The organism is Sulfurimonas sp. HSL-3221, from assembly GCF_021044585.1.
Classification (GTDB): Bacteria; Campylobacterota; Campylobacteria; order Campylobacterales; family Sulfurimonadaceae; genus Thiomicrolovo; species Thiomicrolovo sulfuroxydans.
Genome location: NZ_CP087998.1, coordinates 1565910 through 1586409 on the forward strand (window position 1 = coordinate 1565910; position 20500 = coordinate 1586409).

Sequence of the window (20500 nt, forward strand, 5' to 3'; positions counted from 1 at the left end):
GACCGCCATGAACCCGATAAGCACGAAACGCTCCCTGACCCACCTCACCGACCGAAAGGTACCCGTCTTCTTATGGGGGCCTCCGGGCATCGGCAAATCCTCCATCGTCGCCCAGATCGCCAAGGAGAAAAAGATCTCCTACATCGACCTTCGTCTCTCCCTGCTCGACCCGACCGACCTGCGGGGTATCCCTTTCTTCAACGCCGATTCGGGCGAAGCCGTCTGGGCCCCCGCCTCCTTCCTGCCTGACGGCAGCGAGGTAGAGGGGATCCTTTTCCTCGACGAGCTCAACACCGCCGCTCCGATGGTACAGGCCTCGGCCTACCAGCTCATCCTCGACCGCAAGATCGGCGAGTACAAGCTTCCCGACGGCTGGGCGATCGTCGCCGCCGGTAACCGCGAAAGCGACCGGGGTGTCGTCTTCCGCATGGCCGCGCCGCTGGCCAACCGCTTTGTGCACCTGGAGATGGAAGCGAGCGTCGAGGACTGGAAACAGTGGGCCGTCGGTGCCGGGATCGATCCGGCCATCATCGCCTTTATCTCCTACCGCCCCGACGCGCTCTTCACCTTCGGACAGGGCAAGGACGACAGCCGCTCCTTCGCAACACCGCGGACCTGGGAGTACGTCAACGAGATCGTCGCTTCCGAACCCGAACCCGACCTCATCATGCCACTGGTCGCCGGCGCCATCGGCGAAGACCTGGCTGCCGCGTTCCTCGGCTTCAAGGTCGTTGCCGGCGAGCTCCCCGACCTCGACGGCATCTTTGACGGCAGCGTCTCCGCCGTCCCGTCCGAACCGGCGGCCCTGCATATGCTCAGCACCGCCCTCGCTATGCGCGTAGGCGAGGGGACCAGCAGCAAGAAGCTCAACAACCTCATCACCTACACTTTGAAGATGCCGGGCGAATTCGCCGTCATGATCATCCAGGACCTGCGTGAACGCAAGATCGAGCTCGACCACGTCGACAGCTGGACGCTCTGGATGCGTCAGTTCAACAACCTGCTGCGCTAAAGGCCTGTTTTGACCCCGGAACACTTACTGACCAAAGCCAAGTCCCAACTGACAATGAAGCACCCCTATTTCGGGATGCTCGCCTCCCGCCTGAAACAGGAGCCCAAAGAGGGACTGCGCGGTTATGCCAGCAACGGCAAACGCTTTTTGTACGACCCGGAGTTCATGGGACGCCGCAGCATCGAAGAGGTGATGTTCATCCTCACGAACTGTGTCATGCACCACGTCCTGTCGCACCAGCAGCGCCAGCTGGGACGCAAAGGGGGACTGTGGCAGCTGGCAACAGACTACGCCATCAACAACCTCCTGCACAAAAACGGCCTTGAAATCCCCCAGGGGGCCAACTACAATGAAGAATTCGAGGGGATGTACGCCGAGGAGATCTACGACGCCCTCAAAGAGAGCTATTACAGCGATATTGATGACGCCTTCGGCGGCGAGGACGACGTACCGCCTCCGCCGGGTATGCCGGGCGGTGCCGGTGAAGGGGGAGAGGAGGAGGACGACAGCGGCGCTTTTTCCAACCTCGGCAATATCGAGGAGGAGCTCGACGCCCAGAACGAGTCGGAGTGGCAGTACGCCTCCTCCGTCGCCCAGGAGGTCGCCCAGCGCAAAAGCGCGATGCCCTCGGGCATGGACCGGCTGGGCAAGAAGGTCAAGGCCGCCGATGTCGACTGGCGTTTCGAACTCTACAACGCCGTCAACAAGCACATGCGCAACAACTATGCCTTCATGCCGCCGAACAAGAAGCACATCTACCGCGGTATCGCGCTGCCCTCCCTGGCCAGCGACACGCTGAGCCTCTGCGTCGCCGTGGATACCTCGGGCTCCATCAACGAGGCGCTGCTCGGGGCCTTTACGGAGGAGTTTAAAAACATCATGACGATCTTCCCCGCCATTAGGATCGAGCTGATCATCGCCGACGCGAAGGTCCACGGCCACTACACCTTCCAGGGCGGCGAGAAGCTGGACTTCCCCCTAAAAGGGGGCGGCGGGACCGACTACCGTCCCGTCTTCGACTTCATCGAGGCCGAGCTGCCGATGACGACGATGCTGCTCTACTTCACCGACGGCGACGGCTGGTTCCCGCGTATCCCGCCGCCGTACGAGGTGCTCTGGGCCCTCTCCCGCCCGGCCAAGGTCCCCTTCGGACGCGGGCTGGTCATCTTCAACTCCTAGCCTTCAGCCCCCCGGGGCTACAATATACGACACTTTTTTGTCGCGAGTATGCCCGAAATGTCTATTCAAACCATTATGATCATCGCTTTTACCGCCGCCACCGTGCTGGCCGCCTGGAAACTCTATGCCTTTTTGCCCAACAAGCCGCTGCCCGACGACGACAGCAATGAAGCCTCCAAAGAGGAGCTGACAACCCTGATGCTCGAGGTTATCGAAAAGGAGCATCGCCACGAGGCGCCGCTCAGCGAACAGGAACTCTTCCAATACATCGTACGCCACGAGGCCTTCGACAAAGAGCACTACTGGCGTTTCAACCAGAACAAGCTCAACCAGCTGCTGCGCCGCTACTACCTGCATTACCCCCACACCGGGACCATTCCCGCCATCTATGACCATCTCCGCGACACCAAAACGAATGATGCGGAGAAGGAGGCGTAATGCGGTACAAGACGCCCCTCATTCCGGGAACCCTCATCAAACGCTACAAGCGTTTTCTCGCCGACATAAGGCTCGAAGACGGCAGTATCGTTACGGCCCACTGCCCAAACTCCGGCTCCATGAAAGGGTACAAAGAGGAGGGGCTGCGTGTCTGGCTCAGCGAGAGCGACAACCCCAAACGCAAGCTGCGCTACACCTGGGAGCTCGTCGAAGATGCCGACGGGGAGACAGTGATGGTCCATGCGGCCCGGGCCAACGCACTGGCCGAAGAGGCGGTCCGCGAAGGGGTCGTCACGGAACTTCAGGGGTACGACCGCCTCCGTAGGGAAGTGAAATACGGCAGCCAAAACAGCCGGATCGACCTGCTCCTCGAAAAAGGGGATGCAAAGTGTTTCGTGGAGGTCAAGAGCGTCACCCTGCGCGAAGGCGACACGTTGATGTTCCCCGACGCCGTAACAACGAGGGGGCAGAAGCATCTTGAAGAGCTGATGGAAGTCAAAGAGAAAGGTGACCGCGCCGTGCTCTTCTTCGCCGTGCTGCGCGAAGGGGGACGCCGTCGAAGCAGCGGCACATATCGACCCCGCCTACGCCGCCCTTCTGGCGCAGGCAAGCGACGCAGGCGTCGAAGTGCTGATCTACCGGGCAGTTTTTACGCCCGAAGGGGTTGCCCTCGCCGAACGCATCGGCTGATCCCGCTATCCAAAGTGCCGTCTAACGCGGATCGTAAGAAAGGCTGTTACAATGCGCGTTAGATTTTTTTCTGGAGCTGAAACTATGAACCGTCTATTTATTCTTTTACTCTTCGCGGCAACCTGGCTGGGCGCGGAGTCCATCTTTACCCTGCGCGGCGTCGACAAAGTCTATCCCGTCGTTGACATTTCCGGCGAAAAGGTGCCTAAAAGCAGCAAAACCTACCTCCGCGAAGCCCTCGACGCCATGACCGGGGAGCTCGGCATCGACACAAAGGGCTACAGCGGGCGCTCCCTCGCCCTGCTCGTCGCGGAACAGTATGTCGGCAAAAGCGTGCTGATCAGCGTCCGGCTCGTGATCGGCGAGCAGGTGCAGCGCACCGGTTCGAAGGACAGAGTCTTCGCCCTGACCTACCAGAACGCTCTCACCTTTCCCTATGACAGCGACACGGTCGAGGAGAACCTCGAAGACAGCGTCGACGAGCTGTTGGCCAAGTTCGCCGACCAGTACGCCCAGGAACGCGGTACGCTTAAACGCGTCAAGGAGAAAGGGAGCCTCGCGGCGTCGCTGGGGTATGAAACAAACTTCGACAATGCTGTTAAGCGGGCCAAAAAAGAGCACAAAAACGTCATGCTCGTCCTTGTCGCGAACTACTGCCCCTGGTGCCGGAAGTTCGAAGAGCTCGTTCTGCGCAAGGAGGATGTCAACGCCCTCGTACACCAAAAATACGTCCCTGTCATCCTCAACAAGGAGAAAGACGCGTTCCCGCCGGAGTTCAACATCTCCTTCACCCCCGTCGTCCACTTTATCGACCCCGTGACCTTGAAGGGGTACCACACTGTCGCCGGTTACAACAGCCGCGAAGAGTTTACTCACTGGCTGGGAGCGGACAAGCGTCCCTAAGCAGGGGTGTTGACCCGTTGCTCCGCATACAGTACAATGCCCCAAACCGATTGCTTTGACGAAGGAATAATATGAAAATACGCCCGCTTCTTTTGGCCGCGGCTGCCGCGGCCGCTTTGACCTTCTCCGGTTGCGGCGAGGACAGTTCCACTGAGCCGCGATTGAATTTCATCACGATGATCAACGCGACTGACGCCGATATCGTAGGACACCTCTTCAACAAGAGCTTCTACACCATTGCGCCCAAAACACAGAAAGATGATGATTTCGAAGCCGTATCTGAAGCCCCCGACGTCTGGTATACGACGACGATTGACACGTCAACAAAAATCGGGGTGGAGACCATACACAGCGGGGATCTAATCAATGCCTATATTGCGGCAAACTGCAACAATGGCAGTGTAGACAAGAATCATATTATCCACCAGCCGGCTCCGGGGACGCTCAGCGTCGTCAATATCACAGATTACAGCCTGGACGTCACGGCCGACGGTAATACAGAGACCTTCAATGCCTGTGCTGTCAAAGAGTTCCCGGGTGTAGGGTTTACGGGTGAGAAAGACATCAATGTCAGCTACGGCGCCGAAACGATTCTCATTCCGCTTCCAAATCCCGGCGAAGCCTACGATGTGATCGTCTTTCCCGATTTTACGATCGGCCTTTTCAAAATCAAAGCGTTCAAGGGCTAACCCGCGACTGTGGATGACAAATTTGTCATCCGCATTTCACCCTATCTGCTATACAATGCCATTTATCTTTCGGCGGCCCCGGTGCCGTCATGCAAAGGCCCACAGTTGTCTCTCTTTTCCAATCTTCGCGGTAATCTTTTCGGCGGTATGACGGCGGCCGTCATCGCGCTGCCGCTCGCGCTCGCTTTCGGCGTCGCCAGCGGTCTCGGCGCGGCGGCGGGTCTTTACGGCGCCATCATCCTCGGCTTCTTCGCCGCGCTGTTCGGCGGCACCCGCACCCAGATCTCCGGCCCGACGGGGCCGATGACCGTCGTCGTGGCCGCCGCCGTCGCATCCTTGGGCGGCGACGTCGGGCTGGTCGCGACCGTCGTACTGCTGGCGGGTATCTTCCAGGTCGTTTTCGGTTTCACGCGACTGGGACGATTTGTCCGCTTCATCCCCTACCCGGTCATCTCCGGCTTTATGAGCGGGATCGGCATCATCATCATCCTGCTGCAGCTCAACCCCCTGCTGGGGCTCCCCTCCGACGCCGCCGTCCTGCACCTGCTGGTCACCCTGCCCTCGCTGCTGCCCCAGACAAACCCCTGGGCCCTCCTGCTGGCACTCGCTGCCCTTGCCATCGTCTTTTTCACCCCGGCGCGCCTCGCCAAAGTCGTCCCTTCTCCGCTGATCGCCCTTGTCGTGCTCACTCCGATCTCTGCGCTGCTGCAGCTGCCGGTGGAGACGATCGGCACGATTCCCGCCGAACTTCCGAAGCTTGTCTTGCCGGACTTTACGCTGGAACATTACACGATCATCCTCTCCCTCGCCTTTACACTGGCCGTGCTGGGCACCATAGACTCGCTGCTGACCTCCATTGTCGCCGACTCCGTCACCCGGACTAAACATAACCCCGACCGCGAGCTCTTCGGCCAGGGGATCGGCAATGCGCTCTGCGCCCTCGTCGGGGCCGTCCCCGGCGCGGGGGCAACGATGCGGACCGTCATCAACGTCAAAAGCGGCGGCACCGACCGTCTCTCGGGCATGATCCATGCCGTAGTGCTGCTGCTCATCGTCCTCTTCCTTGCCCCGCTGGCCTCCAAGATCCCACTCGCGGTGCTGGCAGGCATCCTCATCAAGGTCGGTGTCGACATCCTGGACTACCGCTTCTTGAAGGTCTGGAAAGAGAGCCCCCGCAGCGACCTGATGACGATGCTGACCGTCTTCTTCGTCACCGTCTTCGTCGACCTCATCACTGCCGTCGGTCTCGGCATCGTCCTGGCATCGCTGCTCATCGTCTATCGTATCACCAAAGAGACGCAGATCGTACTGGAAAACGCCGGTGCGGGCAGCCAGCCGGACCTCGACGGGGAGAACGCGCGCATTATCCGTATCAACGGCGCATTCTTCTTCGGTTCGAGCACTTTCTTCGAACACCAGGCAAACAACCTGCTCGATACGAAAACGGTCATCATCGACATTCTGAACGTTCCTTTCATGGATATCACAGCGATCTTTACCCTCAAGGACCTGATCGAGAAACTGAAAAAGGACGGGGTCAAGGTGATCATCGCGGCCCCCGAAGCCTTCACGGAGAAGCTGATGCGCTTCAACCACGAAAAACGCTTCGAGAACGTCACCTTCGCCCCCTCCCTCCAAAGCGCCGTCGCGCTGATTTAAACGCCGGGCTCTTAGGCCCTGCATCCCTCCCGCTTTTTAACCTCAGATGCTAAGCGTATAAAAAGGTTGCTTACGCAATAGTTGCATAGGTAATTAAAGGAGCCCTATGGAATATCTGCTGGATACTTCAATCGGATTTCGTCTCAACCGCACGGCCAATATTATCCATGCCGGTTTTACGAAATGCATCGAACCCTTCGGAATCGCGCCCGAACAGTTTGCGACACTGAAGATCATCAGCGAGGATGGCGAAATCACGCAGTCCGAGATCGCCGAGATCCTTGCCAAGGGCAAACCGACCGTCAGCCGGGCCCTTGACGCCCTTGAAAAGAAGGAGCTGATCGTCCGCGAACGCAAAAGCGAAGACCGTCGGATCAAACCGATCCACCTCACCGCGAAGGGACAGGAGATCCTTGACCTAGTCATTCCCAAAGCCCTGACCTTCAACAATGCCATCAAAGCCCGGCTTACCCCGGAAGAGATAGAGACTTTTTTTCGTGTCCTCGATACGATCGTCGACACCTCCGAAACCCATACCAAGCAATTAGGAGCATCAGAATGAAACGCCCCCCCTACGCCCCGCTCGTTTTCGCAGCCTCACTGCTGTTCGGAAGCAGCCTCGTCGCCGAAACGGCAGCCCCCGCCGCCCCGGCCCCGCACGCCGACGCCTATGTCGTCAAAGCCGTCGCGAAACGCGACGTCGTCCTGAACTACCCCGCCCGCCTCAAAAGCATCCGCAGCGCGACCGTCGTCTCCCGCGTCACCGGCGTGCTGCTTGAGAAGCGTTTCAAAGAGGGCGACTACGTCAAAAAAGGCACCCGCCTCTACAAAATCGAGCCCGACCTCTACCAGGCGGCGGTCAACGAACAGAAGGCCTCCGTCATCCTGCAGGAGTCGCTTTATACGAAAGCCGAGCGTGACTGGAAACGGGCGCAGGCCCTCTACAAGGACAACGCCATCAGCGTCCAGGAGCACGATGCCGCGCTCTCGGCCTATGAAACGGCCCGCGCGCAGGTCAATGCCTCCAAGGCGCAGCTGCAGACCAGAGAGCTGGAGCTTGGCTATACCGACGTCACAGCCCCCATCAGCGGGATCGCCGGCATCAAGCAGACCGACGTGGGCAACGTCGTCAACGCCGGGACGCCGCTGGTGACAATCACCCAAACGGACCCGATTTACGCCCTCTTCTCCATCCCTTCGGGCGATCTGCAAAAAGCGCGCGTGGAGAACAAAGAGGGGCGCTGGAGCTGGGGGAATGAGGGGCGTCTCAAAGCCTCCCTCGACGTTGACGGCATCAAGGTAAGCGGCGACATCGACTTTATCGCGCCGACGGCGGATACCCAGACGGGCAGCATCAGTGTACGCGCACGTTTCAAAAACAGCGACAACCTCCTGCTGCCGGGGACTTTCGGACGCGTGACACTGGAGGGGATCAGCCGCGACAACGTCATCATGATCCCGCAAAAAGCGGTCCTGCAGAACCCGATGGGCACCATCGTCTTCGTCGAGCAGGAGGGGCAGGCGGCCGTCCGTCCCGTCGTCCTCGGCGACCCCGTCGGCAACAGTTTCGTCGTGCGCAAAGGGCTCGCCGAAGGTGACAAGGTCATCGTGAACAACTTCTTCCGTGTCAAGCCCGGCGCCCCGGTCATTATCGACAAAACCGTCGATGCGGAAGGGAAATAAAGGTAACCGTTTATGTTTTCAAAATTTTTCATCGACCGGCCCATCTTCGCCTCGGTCCTCTCCATCATCGTCATTCTGGCGGGGGTCGTAGCGATCAAGGGACTGCCGGTCCAGGAGTACCCCAGTATCGTCCCGCCGCAGATCAACGTCCAGGCGGTCTACCCGGGTGCGGATGCCGAGACCCTCGCCAACACCGTCGCCGCCCCGCTCGAAGATGCCATCAACGGCGCGAAGAATATGATCTACATGACCTCGACCGCCTCACCAAGCGGGATCCTGACCATGAGCATCACCTTCGCCACCGGCACGGACCCCTCCGCCGCCAACGTCGACGTCAACAACCGCGTCCAGGTGGCCCTGAACAAGCTGCCCGAAGAGGTGCGCCGTCAGGGGGTCAGTGTGCGCGAACGCTCCCCGGACATGCTGCGCGTCATCGCCTTCACCTCCGAAAACCGCGTCCATGACGCGCTGTGGCTGAACAACTACGCCCTGATCAACGTCATCGACGACATCAAGCGTATTCCCGGTGTCGGGGACGCGTTTTTGTTCGGTTCGAAAGAGTACGCCCTGCGCGTCTGGCTCAAACCCGACAGCCTCGCGGCCTATGACCTGACCGTTAACGACGTGCTGGGCGTCATCCGCAGCCAGAACGTCCAGCTCGCCGCGGGACAGATCGGCGGCGAACCCGCCGTGGAGAAGATGGCCTATACCTACACGGTCACAACCCCGGGGCGTCTGAAGACCGCCGATGAGTTCGGCAACATTCTCGTGCGCACCAACCCCGACGGCTCTTCGCTGCGCCTCAAAGACGTGGCACGGGTCGAACTGGGCGCCGAACGCTACATGCTCAAGGGCACCCGCAACAAGGAGCCGATGGCCGTGGCCGGGGTCTTCCTGGCGCCCGGCGCCAATGCGCTCGAGGTCGATGCGGCACTGACGAAGGTGCTCGAAGAGGTCTCGCAGAAGTTCCCCGAGGATGTCCGCTACCATACGCTCTACGATACGACGACCTTCGTCAAGACCTCCATCGAAGAGGTACTGATGACCCTCGCCGAGGCGATCGTGATGGTCGTTCTGATCATCTACTTCTTCCTCGGCAACGTCCGGGCGACGATCATTCCAGTCCTGGCAATCCCCGTCTCCATCGTGGGGACCTTCGCCGGGCTCTACATTGCCGGCTTCTCCATCAACCTGCTGACGCTCTTTGCCCTGATCCTCGCGATTGGGCTCGTCGTCGACGACGCCATCATCGTCATCGAGAACGTCGAACGCCTGCTGCACGAGCGCAAGGAGCTCACCGTCCGCGAAGCGACGATCGAGGCGATGCGCGAGATCACGGGACCGGTCATCGCGATCGTTTTCGTCCTCTCGGCCGTCTTCATTCCCGCCTCGCTCATGGGCGGTTTCAGCGGGGTGATGTACCAGCAGTTCGCCATGACCATCGTCATCTCGGTCGTCATCTCCGGTATCGTCGCGCTCAGCCTGACACCGGCGCTCTGTAACGTCTTCCTGCGCCGCGAAGAGCCGACGCCGATCCTGCCGATCCGTCTCTTCAACACCTTTTTCGCGCGCCTCACCTCCGGCTTCAACCGCGGGGTACGCCTGACGCTCAAACTGGCCCTCATGAACCTGCTGATCTTCGGCGTCCTTATCGGCGCCGGCGCGTGGCTGTCGCAGAAACTGCCGACCGGCCTTGTCCCCGGCGAGGACAAAGGGGTTCTGATGGTCCTTACCTACCTTATGCCGGGGGCCTCGCTTGAACGCACCGTCGAAGTTCAGGACCAGGTCGCCGATACCCTTCTGGCCGACCCCCTTGTCGAATCCCTGGGGGCCATGAGCGGGATCGACCTCGCGACCTTCGCCTTCAAGTCCGATGCGGGGATCGCCTTTGCGCACCTCTCGGATTGGTCCGAGCGGACCGAACCGGGACAGAGCGCCGACGCGATGGCCGGCAAATTCATGATGCAGATGATGCAGAACAAAGAGGCGATGATCATCCCGGTCAACCCGCCGCCGATCCGCGGCATGAGCGCCACGGGTGGTTTTGAGCTCTATGTCCAGGACCGCACCGGCGGCGACCTTCTCGCCTTTGACGGCGTGATGAAGCAGCTCGTCGCAAAGGCCAACGAACGGCCGGAGCTCACGCGGGTCCGCACGACCTTCAACGCCGGCGTGCCGCAGTACCGCATCACCGTCAACGAGGACAAGGCCAAGGCGCTGGGCGTTCAGATCTCCGATATCTACACGACCCTCGGCTCGACCTTCGGGACCGGGTACGCCAACGATTTCAACCTCTACGGCCGTACCTACCACGTTAACGTCCAGCTCGAGCCCTCCTACCGCGAGAGCGTCGAGGATTACCGCGACGTTTTCGTCCGCTCCTCCAGCGGCGCGCTGATCCCGATCAGCTCCCTCGTCGACGCCAAGCGCATCGTCGGTCCGAGCGTCGTCCAGCGCTTCAACATGTTCACGGCGGCGCAGCTCTCCGGACAGCCCGCCCCGGGTTACAGTTCGGGCGACGCGATGCGCGCCATCCAGGAAGTGACGGCGGAGGTCCTGCCCGAGGGCTATACCATCGCCTGGGCCGGTACCTCCTACCAGGAGCAGCAGGTGGCGGGCAAAGGCAACAACGCCTTTATCTTCGCCATCGTCTTCATCTTCCTGATCCTCGCAGCCCTCTACGAGAGCTGGATGATCCCGTTCACGATCCTCATGACCGTCCCGTTCGCCCTGCTCGGTGCGACACTGGCAGTCTATTTCCGCGGGCTCGAGAACGACATCTATTTCCAGGTCGGGCTCGTCACCCTCGTCGGCCTCACCGCGAAAAACGCGATTTTGATCGTCGAGTTCGCCCAGCAGAAACTGCGCGAGGGGCTTGACCTCTACCAGGCGACGATTGAAGGGGCGCGGATCCGTTTCCGCCCCATTGTCATGACGTCGCTCGCCTTTATCGGCGGGACGCTGCCGCTCGCGCTGAGCAGCGGGGCCGGGGCGAACAGCCGCCATATTATCGGGACGACCGTCGTCGGCGGGATGGTGATGCTGACCGTGGTCGCGATCTTCTTCATCCCGCTCTTTTACTACCTGATCATGCGCCTGCGGGCCAAATTCTACACCGACAAAGGAGGCGAAGATGCACGCAACTAAGCTCCTCTCCCTCGCGGCGGCCCTCTGGCTGCTCGGCGGATGTTCCATGGCGCCGAAGCTCACCGTCACGCCGCCCGAACTGCCGGCACAAAGCGCGGTTTCGGCCGATGCCAATGCCAGCACGATCGGCGCGGCGTGGTGGGAGGCCTTCAACGACGAGATGCTCAATGCCCTCGTCGGGGAAGCGCTGCGCAACAACGACGACCTGAAAATCGCCGCGAGCCGCGTCGCCCAGGCAGCGGCATCGCTGGGCTACAGCCGCGCCGAACGCTATCCCACCCTCGACGGCGGGGCGTCGGCGAACCGCCAGAAGACCAGCGGGGAGACGCTTTCGCCCTTCTCGGGGTTTATCTACAACAGTTTCGACCTCTCCGTCACGGCGGCCTACGAGTTGGACTTCTGGGGTAAATACAAAAACCTCGAAGCGGCGGCGCGCGGCGAGCTGATTGCCACCGATGCCGACCGGGAGACCGTCCGCATCGGCCTCATTGCCGGCGTCTCGGAACTCTATTTCAACCTCGTCTCCCTGCGGCGGCAGATCACGGTCACCGAGGAGACGGTCCAGGCCTACAAGGAGAGCTACGAGTACCGCTCACGCCAGTTCCAGCACGGCGCCATCGACGAGCTCACATTGCAGCAGTCGCACGCCCTCTATGCCACGGCGAAGGTCTCTCTCGCCGGGTTGCGCGAGGAGCATGCCCTCGCCGAAAACGCGATGGGCATCCTGCTGGGGCGTTCCCCCAAAGAGCTGCTCGAAGCGGCATACGCCACGATGAGCGCCCTGCCCGACCCGCAGCCTGTCCCGGCCGACCTCACCTCGGGCCTGCTCGAGCGGCGCCCCGACATCCTCGCCGCCGAATCGCGCCTGCGTACGGCCAACGCGACGATCGGCGTGGCCAAGGCTGCCTACTTCCCGACCATTTCGCTGACCGGCACCGCCGGCTACAGCAGCAGCGAACTTGACAACCTGCTCAACGCCTCGGCCCAGATGTGGGGACTCGGCGCCGCGTTGTACGTTCCCCTGTTCGATTTCGGTCGGATCGAGAACAGCGTCAACGAGGCGGAGGCGAAAAAAGACGAAGCGGTCATGGTCTATGCGCAGACGGTGAAAGTGGCGTTCAAAGAGGTGTACGACGCGCTGGCGAAGATCCGCGCGGCCGATGAGAAGCTCACCGCGCAGGAGGAGGCGAACCAGGCGTATGAGAAGGTGCTGTCCCTGTCGCAGCGCCGCTTCGACAGCGGCTACGGCACCTACCTGGAGGTGATCGACGCCAAGCGGGCCCTGCTGGCCTCGCGGCTGAACCTGGTGCAGCTCGGTGCCGCAAGGATCACGAACCAGATCTCCCTCTACAAAGCCCTGGGAGGCGGGTGGAAGCGTGCGCGCCCCTAGCGGGCGCCAGGCTCCCGGAACTCCGTATCAGAAGTTCCCGTTAAGAAAATCCGAATCGTTGAGGACTCTCGCTTTCTCAAAGCCGTCCTCGGTCCCTTTCGGATTGGTGGAGAAACCGGCGAGCGAACCGCAGTGCGGGCATTTGCCTTCATTGAGAAGTGCCAGCTGATCCAAGGTGATTTTCCCGTTGCACTCCTGGCAGTAGAAGAACGTTTCCTCTTCCATCAGAAGCTGCCCTCACCGACGGAGATGACGTAGTTGTCGTCGACGGAGATTACGTTGAATTCATGCTTCCCGCAGAAAGATTCGTTAAGCTGCTGCGCCCAGGCGCGGGCAACCATCAGGGCATTCTCTTTGTCATCAAAGGTCTTGATCTGCGGCATGTTATTGCGCTTCGCGCATCCGCACATTTTTTCTACTACAACATGGTATTCCATCTGTAATCCTTTTTTTGAGTTTCCGTCCTTCTGCATACCCCGTTCCAGAAGCCCTTTTTCCGCTCACCTCTATTCTTGATTTTCTGATTTAGCATGGGATCAACATAAATACATAATATAATTTACGATAATATTCCGCCCCAAAATACCAATTTTCAAGGAATACTTTTGATTCGAAAAAGTCTCATGATTATGCTTTTCTTGTTGTGGCAGAGCGCCCAGGCGTCGACGACAACGGACCTGCAGGGTCTCGTCACCCAGGGCGAAACCCTCAACGGCGAACTCGCCGCGTTCAGCTTTGCCCAGGAGGGCTCCTGCAGCGAACTCGGGACACTCAATACGTCCGTCAAGGAGTATATCGCCTCTATCCAGATGGTGTACACCCATATCCCCTCGCCCTACTCGGTCAATGTCGACGACCTCGATTCCCTCGACAGCCTCTCGGCGCTGGCGCTGCAGATGGCCCAGAACAGTTTCCGTATCTCCACGGGGCTGCAGACGAGCGGCAGCTGCTATGAACGCTCCAATTTCGAACTGCTGACGGCAGCGATGCTTCGCCTCTCGGACGATATCGGGAGCATGGCCGACCGCATCCTCGAAATGGCGGACCGCATCCTTGTCATGGCCGACAATATCGGCATCATGGCGGACCGTATCCTCATCACCCAGCAGCTGCAGAACAGCAATGTCCGCCTGACGCAGGAGTCCGTACTGCAGACGCAGAGCAATATGATCGCGCTCAGCGATGCGCTCATGCCGGAGATCTATGACGCCACGCTTTCCGGGCTCATCACCAAGAGCCAGGCACTTGCCGACGCCATGGCGGCAACGACCCTCTCGGAGACGACGATGGACGTCCAGCTGCAAGGGCTCGAAGCCAACGCTTCGCGGCTCATGATCTCCACGAAGAACCTCTACGAGTGGGCCGCCAAAAACAACCAGCTCGCGGTCATGGAACCCAGCGACGATACCCTGACGATGTTCGGCGACCTCTCCCAGATCCACCAGGGCATGGGCGACAGCCTGGATACCTTCGCCACCGCCATCGAAACCCTCTCTGATCAGACCGATTCCGCGGTGCTGAAAGCGGCGATTGCCAGCCTGCTGAAGCTCAGCTACGACATCGGCACCATGTCCAACCGCATTATGGAGATGTCGGACAAAATCATCGTGATGGCCGACAACATCGGCATCATGACCGACCGCATCCGCCAGACCCAGGAGCTGCAGCAGGGGAGCTTTGAGACGATGTTCCACTCCATGTTCAGTGCGCAGAGCACCATGATCACCCTGTTCCAGTCCATGAACCCCTAAGGAGGCACCGTGAAAACATTCAATAACCCATTCAAAACCCTGCTGCTTTTCGGCGCCGTGCTGGCCGCTTGGCTCCCGCTCAACGCGGCGCTTTTGAGCGATCTTCAAACCGCCGATGCGAACGTCGTCACCTTCAAGAGCCAGCTCGAAGCGATCAACCTCGGTAGCGACAGCGTCTGCGCCCCCCTGCTTCAGGCGAACAACGCGGCGCGCGATCTCGTCAACGAGATCAGCCGTATCGACGCAAGCCTTGCCGCCCCGCTGCAGGTGGACGCGGACGTGCTGACGGCGCTCGATCAGTACACCGTGACGGTCCTCGGCCTCGCCAATGAAGCCCTGCATCTCTCCACAGACCTGCAGATGCTCTCCTCCTCCATGAACGCCGCCACCCTGAACGACGGCATCACGGCCATGCTCCAGCTCTCCGACGACATCGGAACGATGGCCGACCGTATCGGCGAGATGGCGGACAAGATCCTGATCATGTCGGACAACATCGGCCTGATGGCCGACCGCATCCTCGAGACCCAGCAGCTGCAAAACGACAACGTCGCCCTCACCCAGTCTACCCTGCTGCAGACGCAGAAAAACATGCTTGCGATGGTATCGGTGATGCAATCGAACAGTTTCAACAATCAACTGGAAGGGCTGAAATCGAGCGGCGACTTCCTGGCGCAGCGCATGGATGCCGTCAGCCTGACACCGTGGACAATGTCCATGGAGCTCGAAGCCGTCTCCTGGGATGTTCGTCAGTATCTGGGCGAAGTCGAATCCGTCTATAGCGATATCACGGCGAATTCGGTCCATAACAGCTTCTACGTCTCCGCGGACACCCTGGTCGACCTGGGCAGTCTCGCGGTGATGCTCCGCTCCCTCTCCACGGCAGTGGACGGCTATGTCGTCGCGATCAGCGGCATGGAGTCCATGACCTCCGATCCCACGCTCTACGCGTCACTCAAAAGTATGCTGCAGCTCTCCGCCGATATCGGGGTGATGGCCAACCGCATCCTCGAAGAGGCCGATCTCATCCTGGCCATGGCCGACAACATCGGACTGCAGGCGGATCAGATCGTTTCCACCCAGCAGTCGATGAACATGAACATCGCCGTCGTGCAGGCTTCAATACTCGCCGCACAGCAGATGACGATCGCCCTCTTCGCACAGCGGGGTCTCTAAGGCATATTCTTGTGGGCAATTATCCCTGGCTGGTACTGGTCAGTACGACGCCGAGGGCCACGAATCCCAGCAAGACGCCGATCAGCAAAAGGGTATTGATGATTGCAGCGACGACGACAACCCAGGTATGGTAGCCGCCGAGCTGTCTCATCGTCGCGATGCGCACCTCGGTATCCGTCGAAACGGCTTCAGCCCTGCGCTGCAGATCGCGGTAGTTTTTGTAGACAAAATAGGGAGCAGTTCCCCCCGCAATGATCATGAAGATCAGTGTGCCAATAAGCCCGAGTGACAGGAATGAAAAGAGCAGCGCCGCACCGAAATAGCCGATGGCCGCAAGATAAGCTTTGCGGTAGAGCAGAAACCAGAACGTCACGAAGAAGGCCCACCAGGACCAGCTCCAGGCGAAACCGTCTACGCCGTTCCGGTTGAACTTGGCGAAGGTACGCTTGTACCAGGCGAACTTCTCCGGCTTCTGGACGAAGGCACCCAGCATCGCATCATCGTAGTGGATGCCGGGGGCATGCTCCTCTTTAGATTCCGTCGGCACTTCTTCGACGGTTGCCACGTCCATATACGGTTGATTTTCCATCACACAACTCCTCGGATTATCCTTGATCCTCTCGGGCAGGCACCCTGTAAAGGGCTCTTATGTTATCAGAAAAAGCATTTAATATCGTGAATGTCTGGCGGAGATCGCCTACGGCTAGTAAAGTTCGCACGCCTCAACGAAACCGCCCTCTTCAACGGAGATGACAAAGTTGTCGCCCGTCTCCTTGACGTCGAAACCGTGTTTGCCGCAGAAGCTGTTGTTGAGGGTATCGGCCCATTCGTACGCATGTTCCTCCGCCTCTTCGCGGCTGTAGAAGCTGCGGATCTGCTCGAGATCCCTCTTCTTCGCACAGCCGCAGAGCTTTTCAATGACGACGTGGTACTGCGCAGGCATACGGGGCGTCCTAGGAGAGTTTGCTGTTGTTGGAGATCAGGTAAAACTGATCTTTGAGTTTGTTAAGTTCCCGGATCACGAGATCGTGGTGTTCATCGCTGAGCGCGTAGTGCTGCTCCATAAAATCATAAAGTTTGTCGATGTTGGTGTAGATCTCTTTCATCAGATTTTCCTTGATCTTGTCGGAAACGGCCATACATGTGTCCTTTTTTCCGCAACTTATGCAAAAATCGTGCTTGAAAGATAGTGGGATGGAGTGCTCCCCGAAGGGAGCAACATGAATTGAGGAGAGAGAAAGTCGGGGGTCCGAAGAAGACGCCCCGGTGCCGCCCCAGCGGTCCGAACCGGCCGTGGGGCCGCGGCAATCTCAAAAAAACAGGTATCCCTCTCCCCGGGGGAAGAGATTTAGCGGATAAGGTCGAAGAAGTAGTCCGTCGTAGCGATACCCTTCGTCTCTTCGTCGAGCTGATCAAGAACTTTGTTCGTAATCTGAGTGAGCATGTTGAGCGCACCTTCGTAACCGCTCAGTGAGTAGCGGTGCAGGTGGTGACGGTCAAAGATCGGGAAGCCCATGTAGATGAGCGGAGTACCCGTATCACGCATCAGCTCTTTACCGTAAGAGTTACCGATCATGAAATCGACAGGCTCAGTAAAGAGGAATGAACGCATGTGCCACAGGTCTTTACCTGCCCAGACGTTCAGATCGTCTTTAGCCGGTGAAGTGTCGAGAAGCGCACGCATCTCATCTTCCCAACCGCGCGGTGCATTGTGGCACAGTACGTGTGTCGGTTCCGCACCCATTTCGAGCAGGAAGGAAACAACACCGATCAGGAAGTCAGGGTCGCCCCAGATCGCGAATTTCTTACCGTGCATGTACGGGTAGCTATCCTGCATTGCGTCGACCAGGCGCTGGCGCTCGATCTTCAGTTCTGCCGGGATTTCGTTACCAGTCAGCTCGGAAAGCTTCATGATGAACTCGTCAGTCCCTTTCAGGCCTACCGGGTTACATGTTGTGCTCTCTTTGGATTTCCAGCGCTTCTGAACCATTTTCATAGTTTTCGGAGTCGCGTATTTCTGCAGAGAGATTGTCGCTTTGGAGTTGATACAGTCAGCTGCATCTTCCAGTTTAGTACCGCCGGCGAACATGTTGTACTCACCTGCAGGCATATCCCACTGATCAGAGTGGTCGCCGAGCATGATGTAGTCTGCACCCATCTTCTCAACGATCGTTTTGACCGCACGGATAGAACCGATGTACGTTTCGAAGCCCGGGATGATGTTGATGCGGTCTTTGACCTCTTCAGTTTTCTTCCCTTCAGTGAGCTGCTGCATTGTACCGTGCATCATGTTGTCGTAACCGGTGATGTGGCTACCGACGAAAGACGGAGTGTGCGCATACGGGATCGGGAATGATTCCGGAAGGTCAACACCACCGTCTTCCTCTTTCGCTGCAGTAATGAACGCGTAGAGGTCGTCACCGATGACTTCTGCCATACAAGTTGTGGAAACCATGATCATGTCCGGCTTGTAAACTGCTGCACAGTTTTTCAGACCGTCTTTCATGTTGACCAAACCACCGAATACCGCCGCGTCTTCAGTCATAGAGTCGGAAACACACGGTGTCGGCTCTTTGAAGTGACGTGTAAAGTATGAACGGAAGTAAGCAACACAACCGTGTGAACCGTGAACGTACGGCATACAGTTCTCGAAACCGAGAGCAACCATGACAGCACCGAGGGGCTGACATGCTTTTGCCGGGTTGACAGTGATCGCTTCACGAGCAAGGTTCTTTTCGCGGTAATCCCACGTAGTCGTCCACTCAGCAATTTCAGCGACTTTTTCTTTGTCGATGGCGCCCCAGGCACCCTCGAACTGTTTTTTGTTTGCCAGGACATCCCGGTACTCAGGATGCTGGAAAAGGTTTTTACCGTTGTCGATTTTATCTACGTTCTGCATTACGCTTCTCCTTCCGTTTCCCAAGGTGCTTTGCTATATCCCCAAACCGGAGAGTTGATCGCGAGGTCCATATCGGATGCGAAGATCGCGAAACCGTCGAATCCGTGGTACGGACCGCTGTAGTCCCAAGAGTGCATCTGGCGATACGGCAGACCCATTTTCTGGAAGACGTATTTTTCTTTAATACCAGAAGCAACGAGGTCCGGCTCAAGTTTCTTGACAAACGCTTCGAGCTCGTATTCGTTGACGTCATCGTAGATGACAGTTGAACGCATGATCTCGTCTTTTGTACGCTTGTAGTCATCGTCGTGTGCGAATTCGTAACCCGTACCGATAACTTCCATACCGAGGTCTTCGTAAGCGCCGATAACGTGACGCGGGCGGAGACCACCGACGAACAGCATTACCTGCTTGCCTTCGAGGCGCGGGCGGTATTTGTCAACAACAGCGTTGATCATCGGCTCATACTTCGCGATGACTTCTTCACATTTCGCTTGGATCTTCTCGTCGAAGAATGCAGCGATTTTGCGCAGTGACTTGTACGTCTGAGTCGGTCCGAAGAAGTTGTATTCAACCCAAGGAATACCGAACTCTTTCTCCATGTGACGGGAGATGTAGTTCATAGAACGGTAGCAGTGCAGGAGGTTCAGTTTAACCTTCGGCGTCTGTGCCATTTCTTTGAGCGTAGCATCGCCTGACCACTGAGCAGTTACACGCAGACCCATCTCTTCGAGAAGGATACGGCTTGACCATGCGTCACCACCGATGTTGTAGTCACCGATGATCGCAACGTCGTACTCAGTCGGCTCGATAGCGTCACCCAGTGTTTCAACGTTGCCGTCGAAAACGTAGTCACGGACAGTGTCGTTCGCGATGTGGTGACCCAGGGACTGAGAAACACCGCGGAAACCTTCACAGTTAACCGGAACGATCGTGTTACCAGTCGCTTTCGCGTAAACTTTAGAAGTCGCGTTGATGTCGTCACCGATCAGACCGATCGGACACTCAGACTGGACAGTGATACCGTTGTTCAGCGGGAACAGTGCGTCGATCTCTTCGAAACAGACAGCCAGTTTCTTGTCACCGCCGAAGACGATGTCTTTTTCCTGGAAGTCGGAAGAGAAGTTCATCGTAACGAATGTATCGACACCGGTTGTACCGATGTAGTAGTTACGACGGCCGGCACGTGAGTACTGACCACAACCGATCGGACCGTGAGAGATATGAACCATATCTTTAACCGGACCCCAAACAACACCTTTAGAACCGGCATAAGCACAACCACGCTGGCTCATGACACCCGGAACAGTTTTCTTATTCGAACGAACGTTACCGCAAGTTTTTTGGCTTTCATCCTCCGGTGAACCTACACCGAGGTGCTTAGCACGATTTTTTGCAGCTTTCTCCGGGTACGCCTTGAGTACCTCTTCAATCGCTGCTTTTTGTTTTGCTTCCAATGATTCTGGACCCATAATATCCTCCTCTATGTCTTTTAAAGAATCTATAATTTAATAGTTTGCTTACGCTGCCGTAATACGGAACTGAGCCATAGAGTCGAATTTCTTACAAAGGGCCATAGTCTCGTCATCGCCTGCATCGAGACGCTTGGAGAGCTCTGCAATCTGATAGCGGTTTGTATAGATCATGTAGTCAGACTCAGCCGTTGTAGCGTAGTGTACAAGTGCTTTGAACATGAACGTATCTTTGTTCGTATAAGAAAGCTCTTCTTTTTGACCTTCACGGCTTTCCATCATCATTTTAATTTCGCTGACGCTGCCGAAATCAACGCCTGAGTTATCCAGTTTTTCAACAACTTTTTCGTCCGGGATTGAATTCCCCATATCTGCTGGGAAGTGGAAACCAAGAATAAACATAATAATTCTC

21 protein-coding genes are annotated in these 20500 nt (G+C 58.0%); 13 read left to right on the forward strand and 8 right to left on the reverse strand.

All coding sequences use genetic code 11. From position 1 onward, the window contains the following. The first annotated feature begins 7 nt into the window (after nt 1-7). From LOH54_RS08030 to LOH54_RS08080, 11 genes are all read left to right on the forward strand, one after another. On the forward strand, nt 8-1012 hold the full coding sequence (locus LOH54_RS08030; RefSeq protein ID WP_231018385.1) for an AAA family ATPase: 1005 nt from the start codon (nt 8-10) through the stop codon (nt 1010-1012). Nucleotides 1013-1021: 9 nt separating this feature from the next. Continuing rightward, nucleotides 1022-2191 (forward strand): vWA domain-containing protein, encoded by a 1170-nt coding sequence (locus LOH54_RS08035; RefSeq protein ID WP_231018386.1) that lies wholly within the window; start codon nt 1022-1024, stop codon nt 2189-2191. A 57-nt stretch (nt 2192-2248) separates the two neighbouring features. Continuing rightward, a complete protein-coding gene (locus LOH54_RS08040) occupies nt 2249-2629 on the forward strand; it encodes a hypothetical protein (RefSeq protein WP_231018387.1) in 381 nt (126 codons plus the stop codon). After that, nucleotides 2629-3381 (forward strand): DNA/RNA nuclease SfsA, encoded by a 753-nt coding sequence (sfsA, locus tag LOH54_RS08045; protein ID WP_438273280.1) that lies wholly within the window; start codon nt 2629-2631, stop codon nt 3379-3381. Before LOH54_RS08040 ends, sfsA begins: the two co-directional genes overlap by 1 nt. A gap of 22 nt (nt 3382-3403) precedes the next feature. After that, nucleotides 3404-4222, forward strand: coding sequence for a thioredoxin family protein (locus LOH54_RS08050; protein ID WP_231018388.1), 819 nt, complete (start codon nt 3404-3406; stop codon nt 4220-4222). 71 nt (nt 4223-4293) lie between these two features. Continuing rightward, a complete protein-coding gene (locus tag LOH54_RS08055; RefSeq protein ID WP_231018389.1) occupies nt 4294-4911 on the forward strand; it encodes a hypothetical protein in 618 nt (205 codons plus the stop codon). A gap of 105 nt (nt 4912-5016) precedes the next feature. Then, the gene (locus LOH54_RS08060) at nt 5017-6570 is read left to right on the forward strand and encodes a SulP family inorganic anion transporter (RefSeq protein ID WP_231018390.1); all 1554 of its coding nucleotides are present in this window, start codon (nt 5017-5019) and stop codon (nt 6568-6570) included. Nucleotides 6571-6676: 106 nt separating this feature from the next. Further along, entirely contained in the window at nt 6677-7132 is a 456-nt protein-coding gene (locus LOH54_RS08065) for a MarR family winged helix-turn-helix transcriptional regulator (protein WP_231018391.1), read from the forward strand. After that, a complete protein-coding gene (locus LOH54_RS08070; protein WP_231018392.1) occupies nt 7129-8253 on the forward strand; it encodes an efflux RND transporter periplasmic adaptor subunit in 1125 nt (374 codons plus the stop codon). Before LOH54_RS08065 ends, LOH54_RS08070 begins: the two co-directional genes overlap by 4 nt. 12 nt (nt 8254-8265) lie before the next feature. Beyond that, nucleotides 8266-11400 (forward strand): efflux RND transporter permease subunit, encoded by a 3135-nt coding sequence (locus tag LOH54_RS08075; protein ID WP_231018393.1) that lies wholly within the window; start codon nt 8266-8268, stop codon nt 11398-11400. Then, the gene (locus LOH54_RS08080) at nt 11387-12790 is read left to right on the forward strand and encodes an efflux transporter outer membrane subunit (RefSeq protein ID WP_231018394.1); all 1404 of its coding nucleotides are present in this window, start codon (nt 11387-11389) and stop codon (nt 12788-12790) included. Before LOH54_RS08075 ends, LOH54_RS08080 begins: the two co-directional genes overlap by 14 nt. Nucleotides 12791-12817: 27 nt before the next feature. Here LOH54_RS08080 and LOH54_RS08085 read toward each other — a convergent pair whose 3' ends face one another. Then, nucleotides 12818-13015 (reverse strand): hypothetical protein, encoded by a 198-nt coding sequence (locus LOH54_RS08085; protein ID WP_231018395.1) that lies wholly within the window; start codon nt 13013-13015, stop codon nt 12818-12820. Next, the gene (locus LOH54_RS08090; RefSeq protein ID WP_231018396.1) at nt 13015-13227 is read right to left on the reverse strand and encodes a hypothetical protein; all 213 of its coding nucleotides are present in this window, start codon (nt 13225-13227) and stop codon (nt 13015-13017) included. Before LOH54_RS08090 ends, LOH54_RS08085 begins: the two co-directional genes overlap by 1 nt. A 192-nt stretch (nt 13228-13419) precedes the next feature. Between LOH54_RS08090 and LOH54_RS08095 the strand changes: the two genes are divergently transcribed. Both LOH54_RS08095 and LOH54_RS08100 read left to right on the forward strand, forming a co-directional pair. Next, nucleotides 13420-14541, forward strand: a complete 1122-nt coding sequence (locus LOH54_RS08095; RefSeq protein ID WP_231018397.1) for a hypothetical protein — start codon at nt 13420-13422, stop codon at nt 14539-14541. 9 nt (nt 14542-14550) lie between these two features. Next, a complete protein-coding gene (locus LOH54_RS08100; protein WP_231018398.1) occupies nt 14551-15717 on the forward strand; it encodes a hypothetical protein in 1167 nt (388 codons plus the stop codon). A 19-nt stretch (nt 15718-15736) separates the two neighbouring features. Here LOH54_RS08100 and LOH54_RS08105 read toward each other — a convergent pair whose 3' ends face one another. The 6 genes from LOH54_RS08105 to LOH54_RS08130 all read right to left on the reverse strand — a co-directional run bounded on the left by LOH54_RS08105 (nt 15737) and on the right by LOH54_RS08130 (nt 20490). After that, entirely contained in the window at nt 15737-16306 is a 570-nt protein-coding gene (locus tag LOH54_RS08105; protein WP_231018399.1) for a DUF2628 domain-containing protein, read from the reverse strand. Nucleotides 16307-16420: 114 nt separating this feature from the next. Then, entirely contained in the window at nt 16421-16660 is a 240-nt protein-coding gene (locus tag LOH54_RS08110) for a hypothetical protein (RefSeq protein ID WP_231018400.1), read from the reverse strand. A gap of 10 nt (nt 16661-16670) precedes the next feature. Continuing rightward, nucleotides 16671-16823, reverse strand: a complete 153-nt coding sequence (locus LOH54_RS08115) for a hypothetical protein (protein WP_231018401.1) — start codon at nt 16821-16823, stop codon at nt 16671-16673. Between the two features lie 242 nt (nt 16824-17065). Continuing rightward, a complete protein-coding gene (nifK, locus tag LOH54_RS08120; protein ID WP_231018402.1) occupies nt 17066-18616 on the reverse strand; it encodes a nitrogenase molybdenum-iron protein subunit beta in 1551 nt (516 codons plus the stop codon). Next, nucleotides 18616-20088, reverse strand: coding sequence for a nitrogenase molybdenum-iron protein alpha chain (nifD, locus tag LOH54_RS08125; protein ID WP_231018403.1), 1473 nt, complete (start codon nt 20086-20088; stop codon nt 18616-18618). The genes nifK and nifD overlap by 1 nt, the downstream gene beginning before the upstream one ends. A 48-nt stretch (nt 20089-20136) precedes the next feature. Continuing rightward, the gene (locus LOH54_RS08130; protein WP_231018404.1) at nt 20137-20490 is read right to left on the reverse strand and encodes a hypothetical protein; all 354 of its coding nucleotides are present in this window, start codon (nt 20488-20490) and stop codon (nt 20137-20139) included. Nucleotides 20491-20500: the final 10 nt, after the last annotated feature.